28 protein-coding genes are annotated in these 22380 nt (G+C 59.7%); 11 read left to right on the forward strand and 17 right to left on the reverse strand.

The genetic code is table 11. The annotated features are described in order from the left end of the window. Window positions 1–47 precede the first annotated feature (47 nt). Entirely contained in the window at window positions 48–1058 is a 1011-nt protein-coding gene (gene hemB, locus L0Y14_RS15700) for a porphobilinogen synthase (RefSeq protein ID WP_005966226.1), read from the forward strand. Between the two features lie 10 nt (window positions 1059–1068). After that, window positions 1069–1884, forward strand: a complete 816-nt coding sequence (gene aroE, locus L0Y14_RS15705) for a shikimate dehydrogenase (RefSeq protein ID WP_005966225.1) — start codon at window positions 1069–1071, stop codon at window positions 1882–1884. A 20-nt stretch (window positions 1885–1904) separates the two neighbouring features. Here the strand turns inward: aroE and L0Y14_RS15710 are convergent, their stop codons facing one another. Then, window positions 1905–2447 carry a gamma carbonic anhydrase family protein gene (locus L0Y14_RS15710; protein WP_005966224.1) on the reverse strand — a complete coding sequence of 181 codons (543 nt, stop codon included), beginning with the start codon at window positions 2445–2447 and terminating at the stop codon, window positions 1905–1907. 26 nt (window positions 2448–2473) lie between these two features. Between L0Y14_RS15710 and L0Y14_RS15715 the strand changes: the two genes are divergently transcribed. From L0Y14_RS15715 to prlC, 4 genes are all read left to right on the forward strand, one after another. After that, window positions 2474–3046, forward strand: a complete 573-nt coding sequence (locus L0Y14_RS15715) for a LemA family protein (protein WP_005966223.1) — start codon at window positions 2474–2476, stop codon at window positions 3044–3046. A gap of 4 nt (window positions 3047–3050) precedes the next feature. After that, window positions 3051–4001: an E3 ubiquitin ligase family protein gene (locus L0Y14_RS15720; protein WP_251859229.1), complete on the forward strand. Its 951-nt coding sequence runs from the start codon at window positions 3051–3053 to the stop codon at window positions 3999–4001. Window positions 4002–4075: 74 nt separating this feature from the next. Beyond that, window positions 4076–4639 (forward strand): CNP1-like family protein, encoded by a 564-nt coding sequence (locus L0Y14_RS15725; RefSeq protein WP_006474629.1) that lies wholly within the window; start codon window positions 4076–4078, stop codon window positions 4637–4639. 117 nt (window positions 4640–4756) lie between these two features. After that, a complete protein-coding gene (gene prlC / locus L0Y14_RS15730; RefSeq protein WP_005965780.1) occupies window positions 4757–6793 on the forward strand; it encodes an oligopeptidase A in 2037 nt (678 codons plus the stop codon). Window positions 6794–7090: 297 nt separating this feature from the next. Here prlC and L0Y14_RS15735 read toward each other — a convergent pair whose 3' ends face one another. The 7 genes from L0Y14_RS15735 to L0Y14_RS15765 all read right to left on the reverse strand — a co-directional run bounded on the left by L0Y14_RS15735 (window position 7091) and on the right by L0Y14_RS15765 (window position 11371). Next, window positions 7091–7264: a hypothetical protein gene (locus L0Y14_RS15735; protein ID WP_006474628.1), complete on the reverse strand. Its 174-nt coding sequence runs from the start codon at window positions 7262–7264 to the stop codon at window positions 7091–7093. 115 nt (window positions 7265–7379) lie between these two features. Beyond that, the gene (locus tag L0Y14_RS15740; protein ID WP_006474627.1) at window positions 7380–7886 is read right to left on the reverse strand and encodes a DsrE family protein; all 507 of its coding nucleotides are present in this window, start codon (window positions 7884–7886) and stop codon (window positions 7380–7382) included. Window positions 7887–8007: 121 nt separating this feature from the next. After that, the gene (locus tag L0Y14_RS15745; RefSeq protein WP_006474626.1) at window positions 8008–8514 is read right to left on the reverse strand and encodes a hypothetical protein; all 507 of its coding nucleotides are present in this window, start codon (window positions 8512–8514) and stop codon (window positions 8008–8010) included. Window positions 8515–8530: 16 nt separating this feature from the next. Next, entirely contained in the window at window positions 8531–8740 is a 210-nt protein-coding gene (locus L0Y14_RS15750) for a hypothetical protein (RefSeq protein ID WP_006474625.1), read from the reverse strand. Window positions 8741–8865: 125 nt separating this feature from the next. Beyond that, window positions 8866–10185 (reverse strand): ArsB/NhaD family transporter, encoded by a 1320-nt coding sequence (locus tag L0Y14_RS15755; protein ID WP_006474624.1) that lies wholly within the window; start codon window positions 10183–10185, stop codon window positions 8866–8868. Further along, the gene (locus L0Y14_RS15760) at window positions 10182–10643 is read right to left on the reverse strand and encodes a CBS domain-containing protein (RefSeq protein WP_005965771.1); all 462 of its coding nucleotides are present in this window, start codon (window positions 10641–10643) and stop codon (window positions 10182–10184) included. Before L0Y14_RS15760 ends, L0Y14_RS15755 begins: the two co-directional genes overlap by 4 nt. Then, window positions 10640–11371 carry a tRNA 2-thiocytidine(32) synthetase TtcA gene (locus L0Y14_RS15765; RefSeq protein ID WP_006474623.1) on the reverse strand — a complete coding sequence of 244 codons (732 nt, stop codon included), beginning with the start codon at window positions 11369–11371 and terminating at the stop codon, window positions 10640–10642. The genes L0Y14_RS15760 and L0Y14_RS15765 overlap by 4 nt, the downstream gene beginning before the upstream one ends. 114 nt (window positions 11372–11485) lie before the next feature. Between L0Y14_RS15765 and L0Y14_RS15770 the strand changes: the two genes are divergently transcribed. Together L0Y14_RS15770 and L0Y14_RS15775 are read left to right on the forward strand one after the other, a co-directional pair. Further along, window positions 11486–12403, forward strand: a complete 918-nt coding sequence (locus tag L0Y14_RS15770; RefSeq protein ID WP_006474622.1) for an SPFH domain-containing protein — start codon at window positions 11486–11488, stop codon at window positions 12401–12403. Then, window positions 12403–12849, forward strand: coding sequence for an NfeD family protein (locus tag L0Y14_RS15775; protein WP_006474621.1), 447 nt, complete (start codon window positions 12403–12405; stop codon window positions 12847–12849). Before L0Y14_RS15770 ends, L0Y14_RS15775 begins: the two co-directional genes overlap by 1 nt. Window positions 12850–12884: 35 nt before the next feature. Here the strand turns inward: L0Y14_RS15775 and L0Y14_RS15780 are convergent, their stop codons facing one another. Beyond that, window positions 12885–13079 (reverse strand): putative motility protein, encoded by a 195-nt coding sequence (locus L0Y14_RS15780; RefSeq protein ID WP_006474620.1) that lies wholly within the window; start codon window positions 13077–13079, stop codon window positions 12885–12887. Window positions 13080–13178: 99 nt separating this feature from the next. After that, window positions 13179–13565, reverse strand: a complete 387-nt coding sequence (locus tag L0Y14_RS15785) for a hypothetical protein (protein ID WP_005965758.1) — start codon at window positions 13563–13565, stop codon at window positions 13179–13181. Between the two features lie 120 nt (window positions 13566–13685). On the opposite strand from L0Y14_RS15785, the gene L0Y14_RS15790 reads away from it, so the two are divergent. Beyond that, the gene (locus tag L0Y14_RS15790; protein ID WP_006474618.1) at window positions 13686–15134 is read left to right on the forward strand and encodes a lipase maturation factor family protein; all 1449 of its coding nucleotides are present in this window, start codon (window positions 13686–13688) and stop codon (window positions 15132–15134) included. On the opposite strand, the gene L0Y14_RS15795 is transcribed toward L0Y14_RS15790, so the two are convergent. The 3 genes from L0Y14_RS15795 to L0Y14_RS16760 all read right to left on the reverse strand — a co-directional run bounded on the left by L0Y14_RS15795 (window position 15131) and on the right by L0Y14_RS16760 (window position 17513). Then, entirely contained in the window at window positions 15131–15994 is an 864-nt protein-coding gene (locus L0Y14_RS15795) for a hypothetical protein (RefSeq protein ID WP_006474617.1), read from the reverse strand. The genes L0Y14_RS15790 and L0Y14_RS15795 overlap by 4 nt on opposite strands. Window positions 15995–16367: 373 nt before the next feature. Next, on the reverse strand, window positions 16368–17363 hold the full coding sequence (locus tag L0Y14_RS15800) for a zinc-dependent alcohol dehydrogenase family protein (RefSeq protein ID WP_005958448.1): 996 nt from the start codon (window positions 17361–17363) through the stop codon (window positions 16368–16370). After that, window positions 17364–17513, reverse strand: a complete 150-nt coding sequence (locus L0Y14_RS16760) for a PLDc N-terminal domain-containing protein (RefSeq protein WP_005958449.1) — start codon at window positions 17511–17513, stop codon at window positions 17364–17366. A gap of 103 nt (window positions 17514–17616) precedes the next feature. Between L0Y14_RS16760 and L0Y14_RS15805 the strand changes: the two genes are divergently transcribed. Together L0Y14_RS15805 and L0Y14_RS15810 are read left to right on the forward strand one after the other, a co-directional pair. Next, window positions 17617–18252 (forward strand): uracil-DNA glycosylase family protein, encoded by a 636-nt coding sequence (locus tag L0Y14_RS15805; protein ID WP_006474616.1) that lies wholly within the window; start codon window positions 17617–17619, stop codon window positions 18250–18252. Window positions 18253–18293: 41 nt separating this feature from the next. Then, window positions 18294–18758 (forward strand): OsmC family protein, encoded by a 465-nt coding sequence (locus tag L0Y14_RS15810; RefSeq protein ID WP_005958451.1) that lies wholly within the window; start codon window positions 18294–18296, stop codon window positions 18756–18758. Between the two features lie 23 nt (window positions 18759–18781). Here the strand turns inward: L0Y14_RS15810 and L0Y14_RS15815 are convergent, their stop codons facing one another. The 4 genes from L0Y14_RS15815 to phnD all read right to left on the reverse strand — a co-directional run bounded on the left by L0Y14_RS15815 (window position 18782) and on the right by phnD (window position 22171). Then, window positions 18782–19384, reverse strand: coding sequence for a YqiA/YcfP family alpha/beta fold hydrolase (locus L0Y14_RS15815; RefSeq protein ID WP_005958452.1), 603 nt, complete (start codon window positions 19382–19384; stop codon window positions 18782–18784). Window positions 19385–19513: 129 nt separating this feature from the next. Further along, window positions 19514–19735, reverse strand: a complete 222-nt coding sequence (locus tag L0Y14_RS15820) for a hypothetical protein (RefSeq protein ID WP_006474614.1) — start codon at window positions 19733–19735, stop codon at window positions 19514–19516. A gap of 77 nt (window positions 19736–19812) precedes the next feature. Further along, window positions 19813–21270: a HAMP domain-containing sensor histidine kinase gene (locus L0Y14_RS15825; protein ID WP_006474612.1), complete on the reverse strand. Its 1458-nt coding sequence runs from the start codon at window positions 21268–21270 to the stop codon at window positions 19813–19815. A 31-nt stretch (window positions 21271–21301) separates the two neighbouring features. After that, the gene (phnD, locus tag L0Y14_RS15830) at window positions 21302–22171 is read right to left on the reverse strand and encodes a phosphate/phosphite/phosphonate ABC transporter substrate-binding protein (protein ID WP_050799370.1); all 870 of its coding nucleotides are present in this window, start codon (window positions 22169–22171) and stop codon (window positions 21302–21304) included. Window positions 22172–22380: the final 209 nt, after the last annotated feature.

The following is a 22380-nucleotide window of genomic DNA, read 5'->3' on the forward strand; positions in this document are numbered from 1 at the left end:
ATAGGTTATCTTATGGGGTTTACCCAAACCGTCAGGGGACCGAATCCATGTCGAATTCAAGTAGCCGTTCGCCCTTTCCCGCCACCCGCATGCGCCGCATGCGCCGCAGCGACTTCTCCCGCCGCATGATGCGCGAGAGCCACTTGAGCTCCGACGACTTCATCTATCCGGTATTCGTGCTCGAAGGCCAGGGCCAGCGTGAAGCGGTGCCCTCCATGCCCGGTGTGAAGCGAATGAGCGTTGACCTGCTGATCGAAGAGGCAAAGACTATCTATGGGCTGGGCGTGCCCGCGATGGCTCTGTTCCCTGTCACCCCTATGCAGGTGAAGACCGAGGATGCCCGCGAGGCCTTCAATCCGGATGGCCTGGCACAACGGGCCGTGCGCGCACTCAAGGATGCCGTACCCGATCTCGGCATCATCACCGACGTGGCGCTCGACCCCTTCACCACCCACGGTCAGGACGGCCTGATCGATGCCTCCGGCTACGTACTCAACGACGAGACTAAGGAGGTGCTGGTAAAGCAGGCCCTCTCCCACGCCGCCGCCGGTGCCGACGTGGTCGCCCCCTCCGACATGATGGACGGACGCATCGGCGATATCCGCACCGCTCTCGAGAGTGACGGTCATATCCACACCCGCATCCTCGCCTACTCCGCCAAATATGCCTCCAGCTTCTACGGCCCGTTCCGCGACGCAGTCGGCTCCGCCGCTAACCTTGGCGGCGGCAACAAATACAGTTATCAGCAGGATCCGGCCAACAGCAACGAAGCGCTGCACGAGGTCGCCCTCGACCTGCAGGAGGGCGCCGACATGGTGATGGTAAAGCCAGGCATGCCCTATCTCGACATCGTCCGACGTATCAAGGATGAGTTCATGGTGCCCACCTTCGCCTATCAGGTGAGCGGCGAATACGCGATGCTCAAGGCCGCCGCGCAGAACGGCTGGCTCGACGAACAGGCGGTGGTGATGGAATCGCTGCTCTGCATCAAACGCGCCGGCGCCGACGGCATCCTCACCTACTTCGCCAGACAGGCGGCCGAGTGGCTCAACGCCTGAGCAGATCAACATGAGCGACCGCTACGCCGTCATCGGCAACCCCATCGAACACAGCAAGTCACCGCTGATCCACGCCGCCTTCGCCAGACAGACCGGCGAAGCGATCGAATATGGCCGCCTGCTCGGCAGGCTGGATGATTTCGAAGGCGATGCGAAGCGCTTTTTTACCGAGGGCGGGAAGGGACTCAACGTCACCGTGCCGTTCAAGGAGCAGGCCTGGCGCATGGCCGACGAACTGAGCCAGCGCGCCCACACCGCCGGCGCGGTCAACACGCTGATCCGCCTGGAGAACAACCAGCTGCGTGGCGACAACACCGACGGTGTCGGCCTGGTGCGCGACCTGAGTCACAACCACAGCTTTGAATTGGCGGACAGCCGAGTGCTGATCCTCGGTGCCGGCGGTGCAGCACGCGGGGTACTGCGGCCACTGCTGGAAGCCAAACCGAAGCGCCTGATCATCGCCAACCGCACTGCCATCAAGGCCTACTCCCTCGCCACAGGCGTGGCCGAACTGGGGCGGGTGGCCGGCTGCGGGTTGGACGAGCTGGAGGGAATGGAGTTTGACCTGATCATCAACGGCACCGCCGCCGGGCTGCAGGGTTCAGTGCCACAGATCCCCGATAGCGTGCTGGCAAAGGGCGGCTGGTGCTACGACATGCTCTACAGCGACCAGGCCACTGCTTTCCAGCAGTGGGGTTACAACCACAAGGCGAGCCGCGCCCTGGATGGACTCGGCATGTTGGTGGAGCAGGCCGCCGAATCGTTCCGCCTGTGGCGCGGCATTCTGCCCCACACCAAATCGGTGATCGCCCAGCTGAGAGGCTAGAAAGCCTCTCAGCGGCATTCCTACGGCTTACCCAGCCGATGCCGCCCGGCCAGCCGCACATAGTGTTGCGCGGAGTAGTCCAGAAACTCCCGCTCCTGCTCGCTCAATGGGCGCACCCGACGCGCCGGCGAACCGACCCACAGATAGCCCCCTTCGAGGTGCTTGCCAGGCGGCACCAGCGAGCCTGCACCAACCATGGCACCGGGTTCGAGCACCGCGCCATCAAGGATTCTTGCCCCCATGCCGATAAAGCAGCCATCGCCAATCGTGCAGGCATGCAGGATCGCCTGATGCCCCACCGTCACCCGGTCGCCGATCAACAGCGGCAGCCCGCCCGGCAGATAGGCGCTGTCGTGGGAGACATGCAGCACCGAACCATCCTGGATGTTGCTTGCGGCGCCAATAGTGATACGGTGCACATCGCCACGGAGCACACTCATCGGCCAGATCGACGATTGCGGACCGACACTCACATCACCGATGATCACTGCGGTCTCATCCACCCAGGCGTCGTCGTCGACCTGGGGGGTGCGGGATTCGAACGAGCGGATATTATTAGGCATAGAACTCTTTCAGCTGGGGGAACACAATGGAGATTGTACTGTTCGTCTTGATCGGCATGATCATCGCTGTCGTACTCTACGGGATCATGATCTACAACAACCTGGTTCGGCTCAAACACGGCGTCAGCAAGGCCTGGTCAAACATCGACATCCTCTTGAAACAGCGCCACGACGAGCTACCAAAGCTGGTCGAGACCTGCAAACAGTACATGAAATTTGAGCAGGAAACCCTGGAAAAAGTGATGCTGGCGCGCGCTGCGGTGTTCAAGGCCCGGGAAAAGGGCGACGTGGGGGCAGTTGGCGCTGCTGAGAGCGAACTGCGCATCGGCCTTGGCAATCTCTTCGCAGTAGCGGAGAACTACCCAGATCTGAAGGCTAACGATTCCTTCCTGCACCTGCAGTCACGCATCACCGGACTGGAGAACACCATCGCCGATCGGCGTGAGTTCTACAACGAGAGCGTAAATAACAGCAACGTTCGCATCGAACAGTTCCCCGATGTAATCATCGCCGGCATGTTCCATTTCAAATCGGCCGAACTACTAGAGTTCAGCGGGGCAGAGAAGCAGGACGTGAATATGGGCGCACTGTTTAGCTAGCACCATGCACCACGACATCCTCACCATGCCGGAACTGACGTTCTGGATCTGGGTGAACAGCTTAGCGCTGCTCTGTCTCGCCGCTCTCTGGTTCGCCTTCCGCAACCTCTCCCGCGCACGCATCATCGAAGACACCCCCACCTCGTTGATCCGCTCCGCCCATCAGGGCTATGTCGAGCTGAACGGCACTGCCGCAACGATGCAGGGGGAGCCGATCCTCACCCCACTGACCCACGTCCCCTGCTGCTGGTATCGCTACCGCATCGAACGCCGCCACGAAAAAGGCTGGCGCACCTCCCAGCAGGGCAGCAGCGATGGTCTGTTCCTGATCAAAGATCCCACCGGCCAGTGCATCATCGACCCCGACGGGGCGCAAATCACCCCCAGCGAGCGGCAGGTCTGGTACGGTGGCTCCAGCTTCGCCACCGCCATGCCAGCCCGTAGCGGCGGCTCCAGCCTCGCCGGCCTGTTCAGCGCCGCCCTCTCGCTGGGTGGACAAGGCCATCTGGGTGAGCACTACCGCTACACCGAAGAGACCATCTACCCCGGCGATCCGCTCTATGCCATCGGCCTGTTTAAATCCTTTGACGAGACCGACCGCCAGGCGCTGATCAAGGCGCACGCCAGCGACCTGCTGCGCCAGTGGAAGCAGGATCATCCCGAACTGCTAGCGCGTTTCGACCGCAACGGTGACAGTCGCATCGACCTGGACGAGTGGGATCAGGCACGCCGCCAGGCCCATCGCCAGGCGACCCGGGAGGAGGCCGCCGCCGACCGCCAGAACCTACACACTCTGAGCAACACCGGTACCAGCCGCCGCCCCTTCATCATCTCCAGCCATGCCGAATTCAAGCTCGTCACCCGTTACAAGCGCATCGCCTTCGCCGCCATCAGCAGTTTTTTTCTCGCCGGCGGCATCGCCAGCTGGATGCTCGGCGTCCGACTGCTCAGCTGAACTTTGCTAGAATCGGCCGAACTCCAGCGTCCCACCACTGTCACACTCAAACAATCTCCAGAGCTGATCGAACCATGCGCCACCCGATCCTGATCCAGACCCTCATCCTCGCCAGCCTGGCGCTGCCCCTGCAGGCCAAGGATCGCCCCTTCATCGATGAGGCCGATCCCCAGGCCCGCGATGACCTGGAGGAGACAGTCTGGAAGGAGCAGGCGACCAAGCTGCCCGAACTGCCCAAGGCAGAGAACCTGGTGGAGTTCCAGGTCGACGACCCCAACAGCCGCTTTCGCTACTTCATCGACCGCAGCGCCCTGCAACTGGGCAAGGATGGCGTGACTCGCACCCTGATTGTGATCCGCTCCGCCAGCGGCGCCATCAACACCTCCTTCGAAGGCTTCCATTGCGGCGAACGCCGCTACAAGGTCTACGCCTATAGCGGTAAAAAAGGCCTCAAGGCGGTCAAGCGAGCAAAGTGGAAGCGGGTGATGAAAAGCGGCTACGGCAACTTCCGCGACCCGCTCTACAGCCACTACCTGTGCGACATCCTCACCGGCCTCCCCTACACCCCCGAACAGACTATCCGCGCCATGCAGAGCAACCAGTCGCTGCAGGAACGCCCCAGCTTCATCGACGACTAACGGTCGGCTAAACCCGCGAATCCCCACGGGGACCAGGCAGCCAAAAAGCTATAGAATCGCCGCAGATTTCCCACGGGGCCTGTGCCCCGCTGACAGATTCCTTACGGAGCCTACCGAATGTCCAACGCCCTGCTCGAGATGGAAGGCCTGCCCGCCTTCTCCCGCATCACCCCTGATCTGGTCGAGCCCGCCATCGACCAGCTACTGGCCCACAACCGGGCCGAGACCGAACGGCTGCTGCAACAGCCAAGCCCCTTCAGCTGGCACAACCTGATCGAGCCGCTGGAGATCCTCGATGACCAACTCAGCCGCGCCTGGTCGCCGGTCAGCCACATGAACTCAGTGGTCAACAACGATGCGCTGCGCGCCGCCTACAATGCCTGCCTGCCAAAACTGAGCGAATATGGCACCGAGATGGGGCAGAACGCCGAACTCTGCGCCGCCTACAAGGCCGTCGCGGAGGGGGATGAGAGCCTCGATCCGGTGCAACGTAAACTGCTCGATAACGCCCTGCAGGATTTTCATCTCTCCGGCGTCGATCTGCCCGAGCAGAAAAAGGCGCGTTTCAAGCAGATCAGCCAGCAGCTCTCCCAGCTCACCAGCAAATATGAGGAGAACCTGCTCGATGCCACCAACGCCTGGAGCAAACGGATCGACGACCCCGAGGCCCTGGCCGGCCTGCCCGAGTCGGCCCTGGCGCTGGCCAAGCAGACCGCCGAACAGCGTGGCGAGAGCGGCTGGCTGCTGACCCTGGAGTTTCCCTCCTATCTGCCGGTGATGAACTATGCTGATGACCGCGAGCTGCGCCGCGAGGTCTATGAGGCCTTCGCCACCCGCGCCTCCGATCAGGGCCCCCACGACAAAGCGTTCGACAACAGCGAGCTGATGGAGCAGATCCTGGCGCTGCGCCATGAGCAGGCGCAGCTGCTCGGCTTCGCCAACTATGCCGAGCGCTCCCTGGCGCGCAAGATGGCCCGCTCAACCGATGCGGTGATGGCGTTTCTGCACGATCTGGCCGAGCGCTCCCGTCCCCAGGCCCAGCGCGAGCTCGAAGAGCTGCGCCAGTTCGCCCGTGAGGAACATGGCATGCTGGAGCTGCAGGCCTGGGACATTGGCTACTACAGCGAGAAGCTGCGCCAACACCGCCACAATATCAGCCAGGAGGAGCTCAAGCCCTACTTCCCCGAGACCAAGGTAGTGCCCGGTATGTTCGCAGTGGTGGAGCGGCTCTACGGCATCCAGATCAAGGCGATCGAGGGGGTCGATAGTTGGCACCCGGATGTGCGCTTCTTCGAGATTCGCGACGCCGACGGCCAGCTACGCGGCCAGTTCTATCTCGACCTCTACGCGCGACCGAAAAAGCGCGGCGGCGCCTGGATGGACGATTGCGCCAGCCGCTTCTTCACCGATCAGCTCGATCAGACCCCGGTGGCCTACCTCACTTGCAACTTCTCACCGCCAGTGGGCGAGCAGCCGGCGCTGTTCACCCACGACGAGGTGGAGACTCTGTTCCACGAGTTCGGCCACGGCCTGCACCATCTGCTGACCCGCATCGACTACCCAGCAGTGGCCGGCATCAACGGCGTCGCCTGGGATGCGGTGGAACTTCCGAGCCAGTTCATGGAGAACTTCTGCTGGGAACGTGAGGCACTCGACTTGATCTCCGGCCACTGGGAGACGGGCGAGCCGATCCCGGACGACCTCTACCAACGCATGAAGGCGGCCAAGAACTTCCAGTCGGCGATGCAGATGGTGCGCCAGCTGGAATTCTCGATCTTCGACTTCCGCATCCACCGGGAGTACGAGCCGGCCCACGGCGGACGCATCTATGAGATCCTCGATGAGGTGAGGCAGCAGGTCTCGGTGCTGATCCCGCCGGCCTGGAACCGCTTCGCCCACGGCTTCTCCCACATCTTCGCCGGCGGCTACGCGGCAGGCTACTACAGCTACAAGTGGGCAGAGGTGCTCTCCGCCGACGCCTTCTCCCTATTCGAAGAGCGGGGCATCTTCGACGCCGAGACAGGGCGGGCCTTCCTGCAGGAGATTCTGGAGCAGGGCGGCTCGAAGCAGGCGATGGAGCTGTTCACCACCTTCCGCGGGCGGGAGCCACAGATCGATGCACTATTGCGACATAGCGGCATAACAGCGGAATAAAGCCGGAGAATCAGAGCAGCGGGGTGTAGATAGCACAGCCTTAGGAGCCTCTGAATAAGTCTGGACGAAGTAGATCGCAATTCAGAATGTTCAGATTTGAGGCGCAAATCGCACCTAAAGCTACCGCTCCCTGCTTACGCGCTTCCCCTACAGGGATGTAGGGGATAACTGGCTATTGCGAATGACTGCATGGATGCAGGAGGTAGAGCAACGCAAGGCGCAGTTGCCGAGATTTGCAACGAAAAAGCTGAATCTTCTGGACGCAAGATACGAGTTCATGACTTGTTCAGAGGCTCCTTAGTCATCATCGTCATCGTCGGTCGCCATGTCGATCACCGCACCGCCTACCTCGAACGGAATCTCGACCACCTCAACGGCAGCGCCGACCACGACGCCGGTGACCACCACTGCGGCACATCCCTGCACGCTCAGCAATAGCAGCAGCAACGAGACAAGCTTTACTCTCTGCATCCTTTTTCCCTGTCGACTGGAACAAGTGCAGCATAAGGTAACACCCTGCCTACCGACGCAGCCAGCGTGCTGTGTCACACTGGCCGAGCACCGATGGCAGGCGGGGCGCTGACGATCAACGAATCTCTTCCAGGCTCTGCTGGCGGATATAGACCCGCGGCGTAATCAGCCCATACCCCTGTCGCTGCCAGTGCAGCAGTTCGGCGAAGGCGGAGGGGACCACCTCGACAAAATCGTGGAACTCCTCGACGCTATAGCCATAGTCGCTGGCAGCCAGACCACAGACCTTGAACTCAACACCCAGCAAGGCGTAGTAGCGCATCCGTTCCACCTCTGTCCGGTAACGCTCGTAGTTCTTTTTCGCCAGGGTAACGATCTCGGTGCCATGCACCACCACCTTGATCTCCATGAATTCCGGTGCCATGTCGTAGGGGGAGTCCATCAGCGGATTGATCAGTGAGCGGATCCAGTAGAGCGCACTGCCCATCTTTGCCGGATCGTCCAGATAGAAGTCGTAGACCGCCTTGGGCGGTTCGTAGGCTGGCTCTACCTCTTGCCCCGCCTCAGCCGTCAGGCTTATCGCCAGAACCCCACAACACAGCAGCAGCTTTTGGATTGCCATAACTCTCTCCCCAGGAAGGTTCCGTAGTAAAACCGTCCCCATGTGTGATTCCTACTACTTACCTCCTGGAGGAGAGCGACGTCATCACCAACCAAATATCCGCCAACCATCTCCTGCTTGCTCAGATCTGCAGCGCATCCAGGGTCCAGCCGACGCCGCCGACCTCCACCTCAGGATGGCGCTTGCGCATGCTGCGTTCAACCGCAGCAACCCGTTCGCGGGGCAGATCCACCAGCAGCAGGATCTCGCCATGGCGGATTGCCGTACGGCACTCATCGAGATGGGCGTGAGGCAGATGGCGCACAAAGTGGCGGCCCGCCAGATAGGTCAACCCCATCACCAGCAGTGCCGCCAGGGTCACGCCGACACTGCCGCTAAAGGCCGCGGCAACAAGCACCAGCAACGCGGCAAAGAAGAGCAGCAGATTAAGATCCCAAAACCACTGCTCCAGCCTGGCCGCAAAGTCACTGCGCTGGCGCACGCTCGCCTCGGGCAGCCCCTCGATATCCACATCCTGACGGGCGATGGTGTGGATATGACGCCTCGCCACTCCCATCCCGGTCAGATCGACCACCGCCCGTTCAGCAAACTTACGCCCCGGAAACAACAGATAGACTCGTCTTAACATCACTGCCTCCCCAGGCCTAACCTTCAGCTACATAGTCATCGCTATCATTGCCCTGCACTACCTTGCGATCCTCCAGCTCCATTGCCAGATAGGTGCGCTTATTGGCCTCTGTCTCGAAATAGATCTCTAGACCATTGTCGCCATCCCCCTCATAGACACAGGGGTGCATCTCAGGGTTGCGCACCTCATGCAGGGTGATTGGATCTGTGGTGGTTCGAATATGCATAATTATCATCCTCGTATCGTTACTACTTAGGTATAGATAACCAAGTAATTTAATCAAGAATAATGGCGGCATAATTGTTCCGAAGAAAGTGTGGGTTGGGTCTACCCAGCTGGAGAAACGCGCGATTAACCCTCAAAAAGCTCGAAAAAGAGCGTGTAGAAGACGCTTGCCAGCAGCAGGCTAAAGAGGGTAATAGGGATGCCGATGCGCATCCACTGGGCGGGGGAGATACGGGCGCTGTCGATACCGCACTTCTCCGATTCGCTGACCGCAATCAGGTTGGCAGTGGCGCCGATGTGGGTGCCGTTGCCGCCCAGACCGACGCCGATCGCCAACGCCCACCAAAGCGGGGTGATGTTGACACCGTGGCTCTCCAAACCAAGGATGATCGGGATCATGGTGACGGTGAAGGGGATGTTGTCCACCACCGCACTCAGCGCTGCCGCTGCCCACATCAGTAGCAACCCGGCCAGCAGCAGTCTACCCGGCTGGCTGGCGAGCCCGGCCAGCCAGGTACCCAGCAGGTCGAGCAGGCCGGAGGCCTCGACCCCGCCAACGATGATGAAGAGCCCGCAGAAGAAAATCAGTACCGACCAGTTGACCTCGCCGAACAGCGCCTCTGGCTCCGGGGCCAACAGCAGCAGCGCCAGCGCCAGGCCGATGAAGGCAACATAGGCGGGGTAGAAGTGGAAGTGATGGTGGACGAAAAAGAGCAGGATCACCAGCGCCAGCACCGAGAGGATCTTCTTCAGCGCCAGTGGGTCTTTGATCGCGTGGGTCTCTACCAGCTCACGCGCCTGGATGCCGCCGGGACGCAGCTGTTCGCGGAACAGAAATAGCAGCAGTCCCACCGTACCGAGCCAGACAAACAGAATCGGCGGCCCCATGTGCAGCAGAAACTGGCTGAAGTTGAGCCCACCGGCACTGCCGATCATGATGTTGGGCGGATCACCCACCAGGGTCGAGGCGCCACCAATATTGGAGAGCATCGCCTCGGCCATCAGGTAGGGCATCGGGTTGAGCTTGAGCAGGCGGCAGATCAGCACCGTCAACGGGGCGAACACAATCACCGTGGTAACGTTGTCGAGGATCATGCTGATCAGGCTCACCGACAGCGAGAGGTAGATCAGTAACAGCCGGGGATCACCTTGGGCGAGACGGGTGATGCGCACCGCAGCATAGTCGAAGGCGCCGGTGGGGCGCAGCATCGAAACCAGCATCATCATCCCCGCCAGCAGGAAGATGGTGTTGGCATCGATTGCCTGTAGCGCTGCCTCCTGGGAGTAGAAGCCGAACCCCATGCCGACACCGATCATCACTACCGCGCCAAGGATCGCCGCGTGGGTGCGGTGCATCCATTCGGAGAAGATCAGCACATAGGCCAACAGCAGGATCGCAGCGGAGAACTGCATCTCTCCGGTAAACAGTGTCGCCGACTCGCTCATATGTCGCTGCACTCGCGGCTAGTGAGGAGTTTGGCTATGCCCATGCGAGTGATCACGCCCCGGTAGTTGTCATCCGCATCGGTGACAAATAGATAGCCGGTGTTGAACTGCTCCATCAACGCCAGTGCCCGCACCGCATGGGAGTCGCAGTGCAGGCGGATCGCATCCTCCAGCAGGTAGTTCTCAACCGGCGCGGAGAGTACCTCCTCGGCGTGCACCTCGGGCAGATTCATGTGGTCGATGTCATCCCCCAGCAGATGGCCACCGAGGATCAGATCACGCGGCACGCAGCATTCTCGAAATGCGTGGCGCACCGAGAAACGGCCGGCGATGCGGCCCTCCGCATCCACATAGGGGATGCCCGGCACATCCTTGTCGACACACTCCTGCAGCGCATCACCAAAGCTCATGCCGGAACGCACCACGCTGGTCTTGATAAGGATCTTGGCAAGGTTCATGGCGTCTCATCCATCAGTGGCCGCATCGCGTGCAGAATGTTGGGAAAGAGATGCTTGTTCTGCCGCTCCTGCATCGCCAGCAGCTGTTTCATCTGGGCACGCTGGGAGGGGGCAGTAAAACACGCGGGACAGCTGTCGGGGATGATCGGCAGCCCCGCATCCCGGGCGAAGGCGCCGGTCATACTCTCACGACAGTACACCAGCGGACGGATGATCCGGATATCGCCTGCGTCATTCCGATAGTGCGCCTTCATGGTGCGCAGCTGGCCGCCGTGGAAGATCGACATCAGCAGGCTCTCCGCCAGGTCGTCGAGATGCTGTGCCAGTGCCAACACATTGTAGTCCTGCTGGCGGCAGGTGGAGTACATGATGCCGCGCTTCATGCGCGCGCAGTAGGAGCAGAAAGAGTCGCCGTCCATGCTCTTCTTGGCGTCCTCCATGATCGGCTGTTCACGGTAGAACCAGGGCACACCCAGCCGGTCGTAGTAGGCTTTGAGCGGCACGGGATCGAACCCCTCGACCTCCGGGTCGACGGTGATCACCCCCAACTCGAACTTCACCGGCGCGTAGGTTTGCAGATGACTGAGGATCTGCAGCAGCGACAGCGAGTCTTTGCCGCCGGAAACCCCGAGCAGAATGCGGTCACCCTCACGGATCATCTCGTAGTCAGCAATCGCCCGGCCGACCTTGCGCAGCAGGGACTTGGGTGGTTTGGCATAGTCACTCATAGCTGGCAATTCTACACCCGCAGGACGGTCGTCGCCGAAACCAATTCGACCATTGTATTTCACCGCAAAATCCCCCATCTTGATGATCCAGCTTCAACCAACGGAGAGAACAGCATGGATGTATTTGTATTGGCAGTACTCGCATTGGCCATCGCTCTGCTGGTGCTTGGCGCCAAACGAGTGCCCCAGGGGATGGAGTACACGGTGGAGCGGTTTGGCCGCTATACAAAGACCCTGCGCCCAGGCCTCAACCTGATCGTGCCGGTGATCGACCAGGTCGGTAACAAGCAGAACATGATGGAGCAGGTGCTCGACGTGGCCTCCCAAGAGGTGATCACCAAGGACAACGCGATGGTCAGGGTGGACGGCGTGGTCTTCTTCCAGGTGCTCGATGCCGCGAAGGCCTCCTACGAGGTGAACGACCTCTTACGCGCGATCCTCAACCTGACCATGACCAATATCCGTACCGTGATGGGCTCGATGGATCTGGATGAACTGCTCTCCCAACGCGACACGATCAACGCTCAGCTGCTCACCGTGGTGGACGATGCCACCACCCCCTGGGGCATCAAGGTGACGCGCATCGAGATCAAGGACATCGCCCCGCCGCAGGATCTGGTGGAGTCGATGGGGCGACAGATGAAGGCGGAACGCGATAAGCGCGCCCAGATTCTCGAGGCGGAGGGCACCCGCCAGGCGGAGATCCTGCGTGCCGAGGGCGAAAAACGGGCAGCGATCCTCAAGGCCGAAGGCGAAAAGGAGGCGGCCTTCCGCGAGGCGGAGGCCCGCGAGCGACTCGCCGAGGCGGAGGCTCGCGCCACCGCGATGGTCTCCCAGGCGATCGCCAAGGGTGACATCAACGCGATCAACTACTTTGTCGCACAGAAGTACACCGAGGCACTGCAGAGTATCGCCTCGGCAGAGAACCAGAAGGTGATCATGATGCCACTGGAGGCCTCCAGCCTGATCGGCTCAATCGGCGGCATCAGCGAACTGGTGAAGCAGGCGCTGGGCAAGCGGGGAGATGCCTGATGGCGTTGCTGCAGCAACTCGACTACTGGCACTGGCTGATCCTCAGCGTGCTGCTGGTAATCCTGGAGATCTTCTCGCCTGGAGTGTTTCTGATCTGGATGGGGCTCGCCGCCGGTCTGGTCGGGCTGCTACTGCTCGCCTTTCCCGAACTCGGCTGGCACTACCAGCTGCTGGGGTTCGCCCTGTTCAGCGTCGCCAGCATCCTCGCCGCCCGCAGCTTTCTGCTGCGCCATCCGATCCAGACTGATCAGCCGACCCTTAACCGGCGTGGCGAGCAATATCTGGGGAGGAGTTTTACCCTGGAAGATCCGATCATCAACGGTGAAGGCAAGATCCGCGTCGACGACACCACCTGGAAGATCCGCGGCAACGACTGCCCGGGCGGCAGCCAGATCAAGGTCATCGGCGTGGATGGCGTGGTGCTGTTGGTGGAGCAGAGCCGCTAAGCGGCCGGCTGAAACCGAATTTTATCGGCAGCGGTTCAGACCTTGACGTCCACATTCTGCCCAAGGGCACCGTGCGGTTTAGGTACCGAGTTGAGCAGTTCTATCGCCATCTGACCCTGCTCCTCAGTCACCTGTTTCTGCTTTTTCAGCATCGCCGTCACCAGCTGGGAGTTTGTGTCGCCCTGCTGCGGCCGAGCCGCCTGCTGGGCGGCGCCAATGGAGTCGATCATGCCTACACCTCTGTCGATGGATGGGACAATCAGACTATCGGCAGCCAGCAGAATTGTTGAGTAATCTGCCACAGGTCGTGACTCTGCTTCCCCTGCCGGTCAAATAAGCGACCGCAACAGCGCTTCCATCCGCGGCTTGTCAACCGGGTGCTTCAGCACCTCATGCAGCGGTAATATCTCATTGAGTTTATCCACATAGTGCCGCTCGGCCGGCTCAACCATCACGATCACCTGAGCCTGCGGGGCATACTTCTGCAGGCTGAAGAGAAACACATCGAGATTGCTGATATTCACCCCGGCGTAATTGTTGCCATAACCATAGAAGAACTCACAGACGACAATATCTGGCGCTCGCCCCTTCAACTGGCTGATCGCCTTGCGCATGGATTTAAAGCTGAGCACTTCCAGCCCCAAGCGCTGGTAAAGGGGAGCGAAATCCGGGTGTGTGGGAGATTCAATGATCGAGTAGAGCAGGGGCTGAGACACTCTTTATCACCTTGCCGCCTGCACGGCGATCTAAACTGGAGAGGGGGGCGATTGTAACGATTAGACCACGACAACCAAAACTCAGAGTAAGACAAGGCCGAGTCAGCAATGAACGCGCCCATGCAACGCATCTTTCAGGTAGACGATGACTATCGGCTGATTTCGCGCCTCTTCATCAAGCTGCTGGCGCTGATCTATCTCGCTGCCTTCTACTCATTGTCGGGCCAGATCGTCGGCCTGGTGGGAAGCAACGGTATCCTGCCATTCCAGGAACAGCTGCGGAACAGCTTCGCCGCACAAGGCTATGCCGCTTGGTGGCAGATCCCCAATATTTTCTGGCTCTCCAGCCACGACTGGGCGCTGCAGGCTGCCAGCTGGGCTGGTTCACTCTGTGCTCTGCTGCTGCTTGCCGGCATCCGGCCACGCGCCATGCTGGTTTTGCTCTTCGTTCTCTATCTCTCCCTGACCCAAGCAGGGCAGTTTTTCCTCAACTTCCAGTGGGACTATTTACTGCTGGAGGCGGGCTTCCTGTCGATCTTCCTGGTCGATCGGCCAACCCGGCTGATAATCTTTCTGTTCCACTGGCTGCTGTTCCGCCTGCGCCTACTATCCGGCCTCTCCAAAATCCTCAGCGGCGATCCCAGCTGGGGCAGCCTGACCACCCTGGAATACTATTTCGAGACCCAGCCGCTTCCCCATATCGGTGCCTGGTACGCCCACCAGCTGCCGGAGGGGTTGCTGATGGCGGCCACTGCGCTGGTGCTCTTCTCGGAGCTGTTGCTGCCGTTGTTCATCTTCCTGCCACGACCTTTTCGCATCTTTGCCGCGCTGTCTACCACCCTGGTGCAGATCGGCATCATCGCCACCAGCAACCATAATTTCATCAACCTGCTGACGATCCTGCTCTGCCTGTTCCTGCTCGACGACCGTTTTGTCCGGCGCCTGTTACCGGCGAAGTGGCACAAGGCTTCACCCCCTCTGCCTCAGCATTCAGGTCACAGTCGCTTCGCGCCAGTGATAAGCGGTCTGGCCGCCGGCTTCATCCTACTGGTCAGCCTGAGTCTCGGATACCAGATGATCTCAGGCCGGAGTCTGCCGGAACCACTCGCCAGCATCGCGTTTACCGGCCATCAATTTGGCCTGGGCAACGTCTACCACGTCTTTCCAACCATGCAGCGGGAACGCCATGAACTGCGGATCGAAGGGAGTCAGGATGGAATCGAGTGGCACGCCTATCGCTTTCGCTACAAGCCGGGGCCTCTCGATCGGCAGCCGGCCTTCATCATTCCACATCAGCCACGCCTCGACTGGATGGTCTGGTTTGTACCGACCCAGGCACCGGAGATGCTCTATTGGTTTGACAGGCTGATGTTGCGGCTGGGGAAGAACACACCGGAAGTGACTGGGTTGCTGGCGCATAATCCCTTTTCCGATAGGCCTCCGCGCTATTTGCGAGTATTGGTCTATCGGTACCGCTTCACCAGTAGTCAGGAGCGGCGGGAGAGCGGCAACTGGTGGCGGGCCGACTATCTGGGGCAGTTTCCAAACACCCCGCCCAGACGCCCCTAAACGATGTGAAAAAAGAACGCCCGGCGGGCACTCCGAAGCAGCATCTCGAACTCCTCGATATTCGATTCGATTAACTCAACCAGGTTCTGTTTATCCATTCGCTGATGAATCACACGCTCCCTCGCCTCGATCAGGGCCGGCACTTCATTCGCCTTGCGCCGGGCCGCCAAACTTACCACCCGGCCGGTTCGCCAAGCCCGCCCGAGGTGCTCGATATCGGCATTCAACTGATCAATCTCAGCGCTGAGCTGCCCGATCACCTCCAGCAGATCCGCACGGATACCAAACAGGTTTCCCGCCCCCTCTTCCGCCCACTGCCGGACCTCCTCAAAACGCGCAGCCTTAATCAGGCGCTTGGCTTCAACCGATTCGGGCATGGAAATGATGTGCTCGTAGATGGTCTTCCAGTCTGACTTGCGGTTGGCGAAAAGCTGCTCCATATAGGCAAGCAACTGTCCCATCGCCTCGGTGTAGTCGTAACCGGGAAAGCGGTTACTGATCGCCTCCACCACATCGGCATAGTTTGCCGAGGTCAGCGTGAAGGCGCTGCTGCTACTGGAGCTGAAGCCGCCGGCATAGATACTGACTAGTCGCTTGAGAATCCGACCGTATTCGTCAGAGTAGTAGCCCGTCTTCCCGGAACGAATAAACTCCGAGACCTCCAGCAGCATCTCCTGGATCTGGCTTACATCAGGAATCGCCCCAGCATCTGACAACTGCTGTTCGAGGAAGTCGAAATAGTTACGCAGAAGCGCGCAGGATGAATCAGACGTCATCTCCATCGCCCCGCCAGCTGCCATCTTGGTCAGCTCCTGTCGAATTATGCGTACCCGATCTATCGAGTCGAGATTGCCTGCCATGATCATCGTCTCCGTTCCAGTTCGGGTTCGGTCACAATTAACTGTTCGGCAACTAAATTACGACTTTGATGCTTCCCTGTTGCTGTATCGTCAAACTGCGATGCGCCGCACACGGCGGCCCGACCCGATGGCCTGCCTCCCGCCCCACAGGAGCCAAACCAAAACCAAGAACCAGTGTAAGAGTATTAGCGTTTATTTATATACAATTCTACCCGGATTCTCAGCGAAATCTATAAGAATTTCGTTCCGGACACTCAAACTGTGCGATCAAGCCTGACAATTATCGTGAAAAAACGCCCCTCCTCAACTCGCTTTCTCCGCGACATAGGAGACGCGGAGAGAGAAAAACAGCGACTTTTTAGCGTCGAAACACTCAAGGAATCAATACAATTTTGCCCCGAGTATGCCCCACCTCGACCAGGCGATGAGCTTCAGCCGCTTCCTCCAACGGCATCACCCGGCTAACCCGCAGATCCAGCTTGCCGCTATCCGCAAGCTCGGCGCATTGCTCCAATATCTCGCCGTGATGGTCTCGTGCCTCAGGCAGATCACGCAGCATCGGCGTCAGCATCAGGGTAAATCCGACGCGGATGTTACGGTTGCGCGCCTCTTTCCAGACCTGCTCACCACCCGGATCGAGCAGGGTCACCAGATCTCCGTAGTGGGCCACCGTTGGAATCGACTTGGCGAACACCTCTGGCCCCACCGTATCGAGCACCAGATCGACGCCCCGCCCTTTGGTGAGACGGTCCACTACCTCGACAAAATCCTCTTGCGTGTAGAGGATTGCCTCATCCGCCCCCAGAGACTTCACAAAGTCAGCCTTCTCCACCGAACTAACCGTGGTCAGCACACGCGCCCCAACCGACTTGGCCAGTTGGATCGCCACATGGCCCACCCCACCAGCTCCGGCATGGATCAGCACCGTCTGCCCCTCAGCCAGACGCCCCCGACCGAACAGGGCCTCCCAGGCGGTGATCAACACCAGCGGCGCCGCACCGGCTTGCTCGAAGTTGAAGGTAGTTGGCTTCTTGCGCACCAGACAGGCATCGAGCACCGCAAACTCCGCGTAGTTGCCGTGGCTCCCCCCCAGACCACCATTGCAGAACCAGACCTCATCGCCAACCTCAAGGTGCTGCACAGCCTCGCCCGCCTCGACCACCACCCCAGCCGCATCGCAGCCCAGCACCGCCTGCAGGCCGTCGGCCATAAATACCCCGCGGCTGCGTATCTTGGTGTCCACCGGATTGACCCCGGCCGCCCGGATCTGCACCTTGACCTGGCTCGGCGACTCCAGCCCCGGCTCTTGGATATCCTCATACAACAGCACCTCAGGACCACCAGGTGCAGGCATCACTACCGCTTTCATTCACACTCTCCTTTTGTCGATCGGCCCAAGCGGGGCAAACAGCGCATACAGAATCCAGGCAAACCAAGAGACAAACAGCACAACCAGCAGCCACAGCAGCTTCTCTACACCAGCCGTTTTGTCTGAGCGCAGGATCAGTACAATGGGCAATAGCCAGATAAACAGCGCCCCGAACAGCGCGCAAACCCGAAACCAAGCAAGGTCTGTATCACTCTCGATTCACCAGAACCAAAAAGCGAAAACTACTCTCCGTATGAGCACGCTTCAAGCCCTGCAACACCATCAACAGCAGCTTCGCGCCTGCCAGCGCTGTCCGCAGATGATCGGCCCGGTGGTCACAGGCCAGCCGGCACTCTCAGCGGTGATGCTGATCGGCCAGGCCCCCGGCGACCGGGAGGGCCCAGCCGGTCACCCCTTCGCCTGGACCGCCGGCAAGACCCTGTTCAAATGGTTTCAGCAGATCGGCATGGATGAGGCACAGTTTCGCAGCCAGGTCTACATGGCGGCGGTCTGCCGCTGTTTTCCAGGCAAAAAGCCTAAGGGAGGCGACCGAGTGCCAAACAAGCAGGAGATCACCCACTGTGCCGACTGGATGCGGAGCGAGTTCGAACTGCTGCAGCCACGCCTGCTGATCCCGGTCGGCAAGCTGGCGATCGAGCAATTTTGCCACTTCAATAGACTCACCGAGGTGATCGGCCAGTGCCACTCGATCGATCTCAATGACAGCCCGGCCGATCTGATCCCCCTGCCGCACCCCTCCGGTGCCTCCACCTGGCACCGCACCGAGCCTGGCAAACAGCTACTCAACGATGCACTGGAACTGATCCACCGCCACTCAGCCTGGCAACAGCTCATCGATAATCACTCAATCCCGACGCGCCCCCGCTGAAGGGCCACTCGGCAGCCAAATAACCAAACGAGGATAGAACCATGTCGGAAGTTGGCAAATTTACCATCCACCTGGAGCAAGAAGAAGACTACGCCTTCCGCGTCAAGTTCGACATTAAAAAAGCCGAGGATGTGCTGATGGACGAGCCTCCGCCACTCGGCGAACGCAACGGCCCCAACGCCTCGCGCATGCTGGCGGCAGCCGCCGCCAACTGCCTCAGCGCCAGCCTGATGTTCTGCCTGGCGAAGGAGGAGGTGCCCGACCGCAACGTGCAGACCGAGGTCACCTGCACCATGGTGCGCAACGAGAAGCGACGCCTGCGGGTCGGTCGCATGGATGTGCGCATCACCGCCGGCGACGAACTGCTGCAAACAAAGAAGCTCGAGCGCTGCATGGACCTGTTCGAGGACTTCTGCGTGGTTACTGCCAGCATCCGCGAAGGTATCCCGGTGGGGGTGGAGGTAGTCAACCAGGCAGGCGAAGTGCTGCACAAGAGCGACGACTGAACAGCCGCCAGGCCGCGACGCTGCTATCCGGGAACACGCTTGCGCTCAGCAATCCCGGCGTGCAGCCTGGCGATGATCGCCACCGCCTCATCCATGTGTTGGAAGGCGTGATCGCCGCCCGGGTAGATATGCAGATCGGCACTGCCACGAAAGATCCGCGCGGCGATGCGGTAGTCGATCACCTCATCCGCCTCATCCAGCAGCAGGGTCACTGGCACTGGGCCGTCGCCAGCCTCGACGGCGTAATCACGAGTCTCAGCGAAGGTCTGCGCCGACAGATAGTAATGCTCTCCCAACGCAGTCTCCTGCCAACCCTCATGCTCTGGCAACAAGTCCCAGGGCTGCAACGCCGGATTGATCATCAGCAGATGGTCAAAGGGCAATTGCTGCGCCAGATAGCGCCCGTAGAATCCCCCCATCGAGCTACCGATCAGCAGCAGCGGCTCGCCGCTGGAAAGCGATGCCAGCAGCTGTTCAAAATAGCCCTGTAGTGCTGCAACCGCCTGAACCGGACGATGCGCCGGATAAGTCGGCGCATCCTGGCTGATTTGCGGCAGAGCATCGCGCAACACCCTGGCCTTGGCCGATCCACCGGAACTGTTAAGGCCGTGAAGATAGATGAGCATCGGCTGACCTAAATTAACCGTTTAACCATCGATTCGGCGACCTCGCAACCGGAATCAGGAGCATTGACGACCTGTCGGACTCAGCACAGGCTGTTAATAAATCAGAGGCCACCCGGGTACGCCTGGCGCCTAACTCCACTTCAGCCAACGCATACCAAAAAATGTCAGAGCGCTGGCTACTACCATCGCCATCAGCAGTAGCGGCCAGATCGAAAACACCATCTCCCACCCCAGGGCCACCACCATCCACTCCCCCTCACCCACCAGCTCCGAGAGCGCGAGTGGCTCCAGCACGGCATCACTGTAGATGAGAAAAAGTCCGATAAGAATCGTATAGATGGCGTAACACATACTTTGCTCCCACTCCATTAAGCCGCTTTTCGGCAATCGATCATGGGGCAGATGGAACGACAAACCGATGAGATCCATCAATCGGACACCGACGCCTGCAGCTGAGGCTCAGCGCTTTCTATATCAGGCAGTTCAATCCAGAAGCTACAGCCCTGACCTGGTTCGCTCGTCATCCCCATAATGCCCCCCATCATCTGGATCAATCGATGACAGAGTTCAAGGCTGATACCGGCACCTCCACACCCACTGCCGTCCTCACCACATGAGTACCCCTCAAACACCCGTAACTGTTGTTCAAGGCCCATCCCCGGCCCACTGTCAGTCACCTGCAAGCGCACCCCAAACTCGCCCGGCTCGGGACCGAGCAACTCAACCACGCCGCCCTTGCCACTGAACTCGATCGCACGGAACAGCAGACTCAACAACACCTGTTTTAGACGTTCCCGGTCTGCATACACAGAGACCAACCCACCCTCGGCAGCTACCGTCACCAACCGCACCCCACTGCGCTTTGCCAAAGACTCCACAAGCCCCAAGCAGCTCTTTAGCAGTGGCTGGAGCTCAACCCACTCAAGACTAATCTCCAGGTCATCAGACTCGTTTCTGGACAATACCAACAGCTCATCCACCAGCTGCAACAGGCTGCTGCCGGCAGCATTGATTCCCGCCACAAAACTCGCCTGCGTGGAGCTCAGCAGCTCGTCATCGTCACTGCTCAACAGCTGGGAAAAACCAAGGATCGCATTCAACGGGGTGCGTAGCTCATGGCTCATGTTGTCCATAAAACGGGACTTGGAGCGACTCGCCGCCACTGCCGCCTCTTTGGTCATCTTCAGCTCCTGCTTATGCACATCCTCGTTGCGCAGGGCATCCGCCAGCATATTCACACTCTCGGCCAGCAGATTCATGTCGCGAGAGCTCCTCAGCTCGAGGTCACCCTCTAGCTGCCCGTCACCCAATGCATGGATGCGCTCGCCAATCTGTCTCAGCGGCCGCACCACCAACAACTCGGAGAGGAGCAGCAGCGCTGCGGCGATCAGAAACAGCAGCAGAAACAACAGCTGCCTCGCCAGCTCAACGCTATACCTGACCTCAGCATAACGGGACGTCATGTCTAGAGCGATCTGGATCTCGCCAAACCGCTCGCCCTCCAGCTCGATGCCTTGCCGTTGCAGCACCACATTTGCTGCCGGAGCCGACTTGTCCCTTTGCCAGCTCAGCAGCTGCACGCCCACCTCATTCACCACTTGTAGGCTGTAGACATCCAGATCGGTTAACACCAGCTGCCGCACTTGGGCCTCCAACAGAGGGATATCCTCCGAAATTACCGCCTCCACCACAGAGGCCGCCAACACCGACAATAGATGGGAGGCATCTTGACGGGCAGCCTGCAGCTGACGCTGCTGTTCAAACTGGCGCACCACCTCTCCGCCACCCAGTGCCGCCAACAACATGATGATCGCCAGCCCCAGGCCTAACTGCAGCCACAGCGGCCAATCCTGCAGCCAACGGATCCATTGCAGTCTGCGCAACATCTTTATCTGCTTTGTCACTCAAACCGCCCGACTAATCCGCAAAAAATTGCTCATTCTGCTCGATCGCACGGCGGATTCGATCGTAATCCGTATCGTCCGCCGGCAGGAAGCCATCCTTCTTCAGCGCCTTGAATGCCTTGTCATCCCGAAATTCCAGCAGTGCCTGACGCAGTTGGGCCCGCAGTTCGGGGGCCAATCCTGCCCTGGCAATCCAGGGTTTGGTGACCAGCGGAAAGGTGACAAGCTGCCGCAGAGGCTTGCCTTTCTTGGCCAACTTGAAAAAGGTGCTCTCTTTCAGCGCCCCCGCATCATGGGTACCCGCTGCCACCGCCATTCCCACCTTGTCGTGCCGCCCCAGGTAGTCATACGACGCCAGATCACTCTCCCGCACCCCATGCTCCACCAGATAGAGTTGCGACAGATAGCGGCCAACGGTGGAACGTTGATTGCCAAAGGCAAACCGCTTGCCGGCCAACTCTTCGATCCGTTTTATCGGGCTATCTTTGTGAACACAGATAACACCGTTGTATTCCTTTTTCCCCTGCTTGGATTCCGCCACGATGATGCTCAGGCTCGGATTCTGCCGCTTCGCCAAGATGTAGGAAACCGGCCCAAAACGGGAGAAATCGACCCGTCCCTTGACCAGGTCATCTATGCCCGTCTGATAGTTTTTTGCCACCTGGATGCGGATCTTTACCGGCTCACCGCGCAACAGGCTCAGACGCTGTTCGAGCCCACTCAGCAGGGGCCTAAATTGACGCACTACCGAAGTCGGTTTGTCCGCCGTATAGACGCCGAAATTGAGTATGGTGTCGGCCATTGCTGCACCGCTCAAGCCCCAAGCGAGCAGCGACACAAACAAAACAGAGATGGTGATAGATCGGGATAACAGCTGTTGCATGAGACTGTCTCTATGTCCAGTGGCAACCTGCCACAGCGGGTTCTGCGGCTGGAAGATAGTTCCTTCCGTTCAGACCTCATCGGCAGAGCTCACTAAATGTTGAGGCTTGAATAAGGGCGTCACATGCAGAATGGCAGGGGCAACAACGACATCAGTCAGCAAGCGAAGGGCGACCCGAGGGCGAGCTACCCTCGAGTCACGAACTATCG

Origin of the sequence: Candidatus Endoriftia persephonae (assembly GCF_023733635.1) — a bacterium.
GTDB lineage: Bacteria > Pseudomonadota > Gammaproteobacteria > Chromatiales > Chromatiaceae > Endoriftia > Endoriftia persephonae.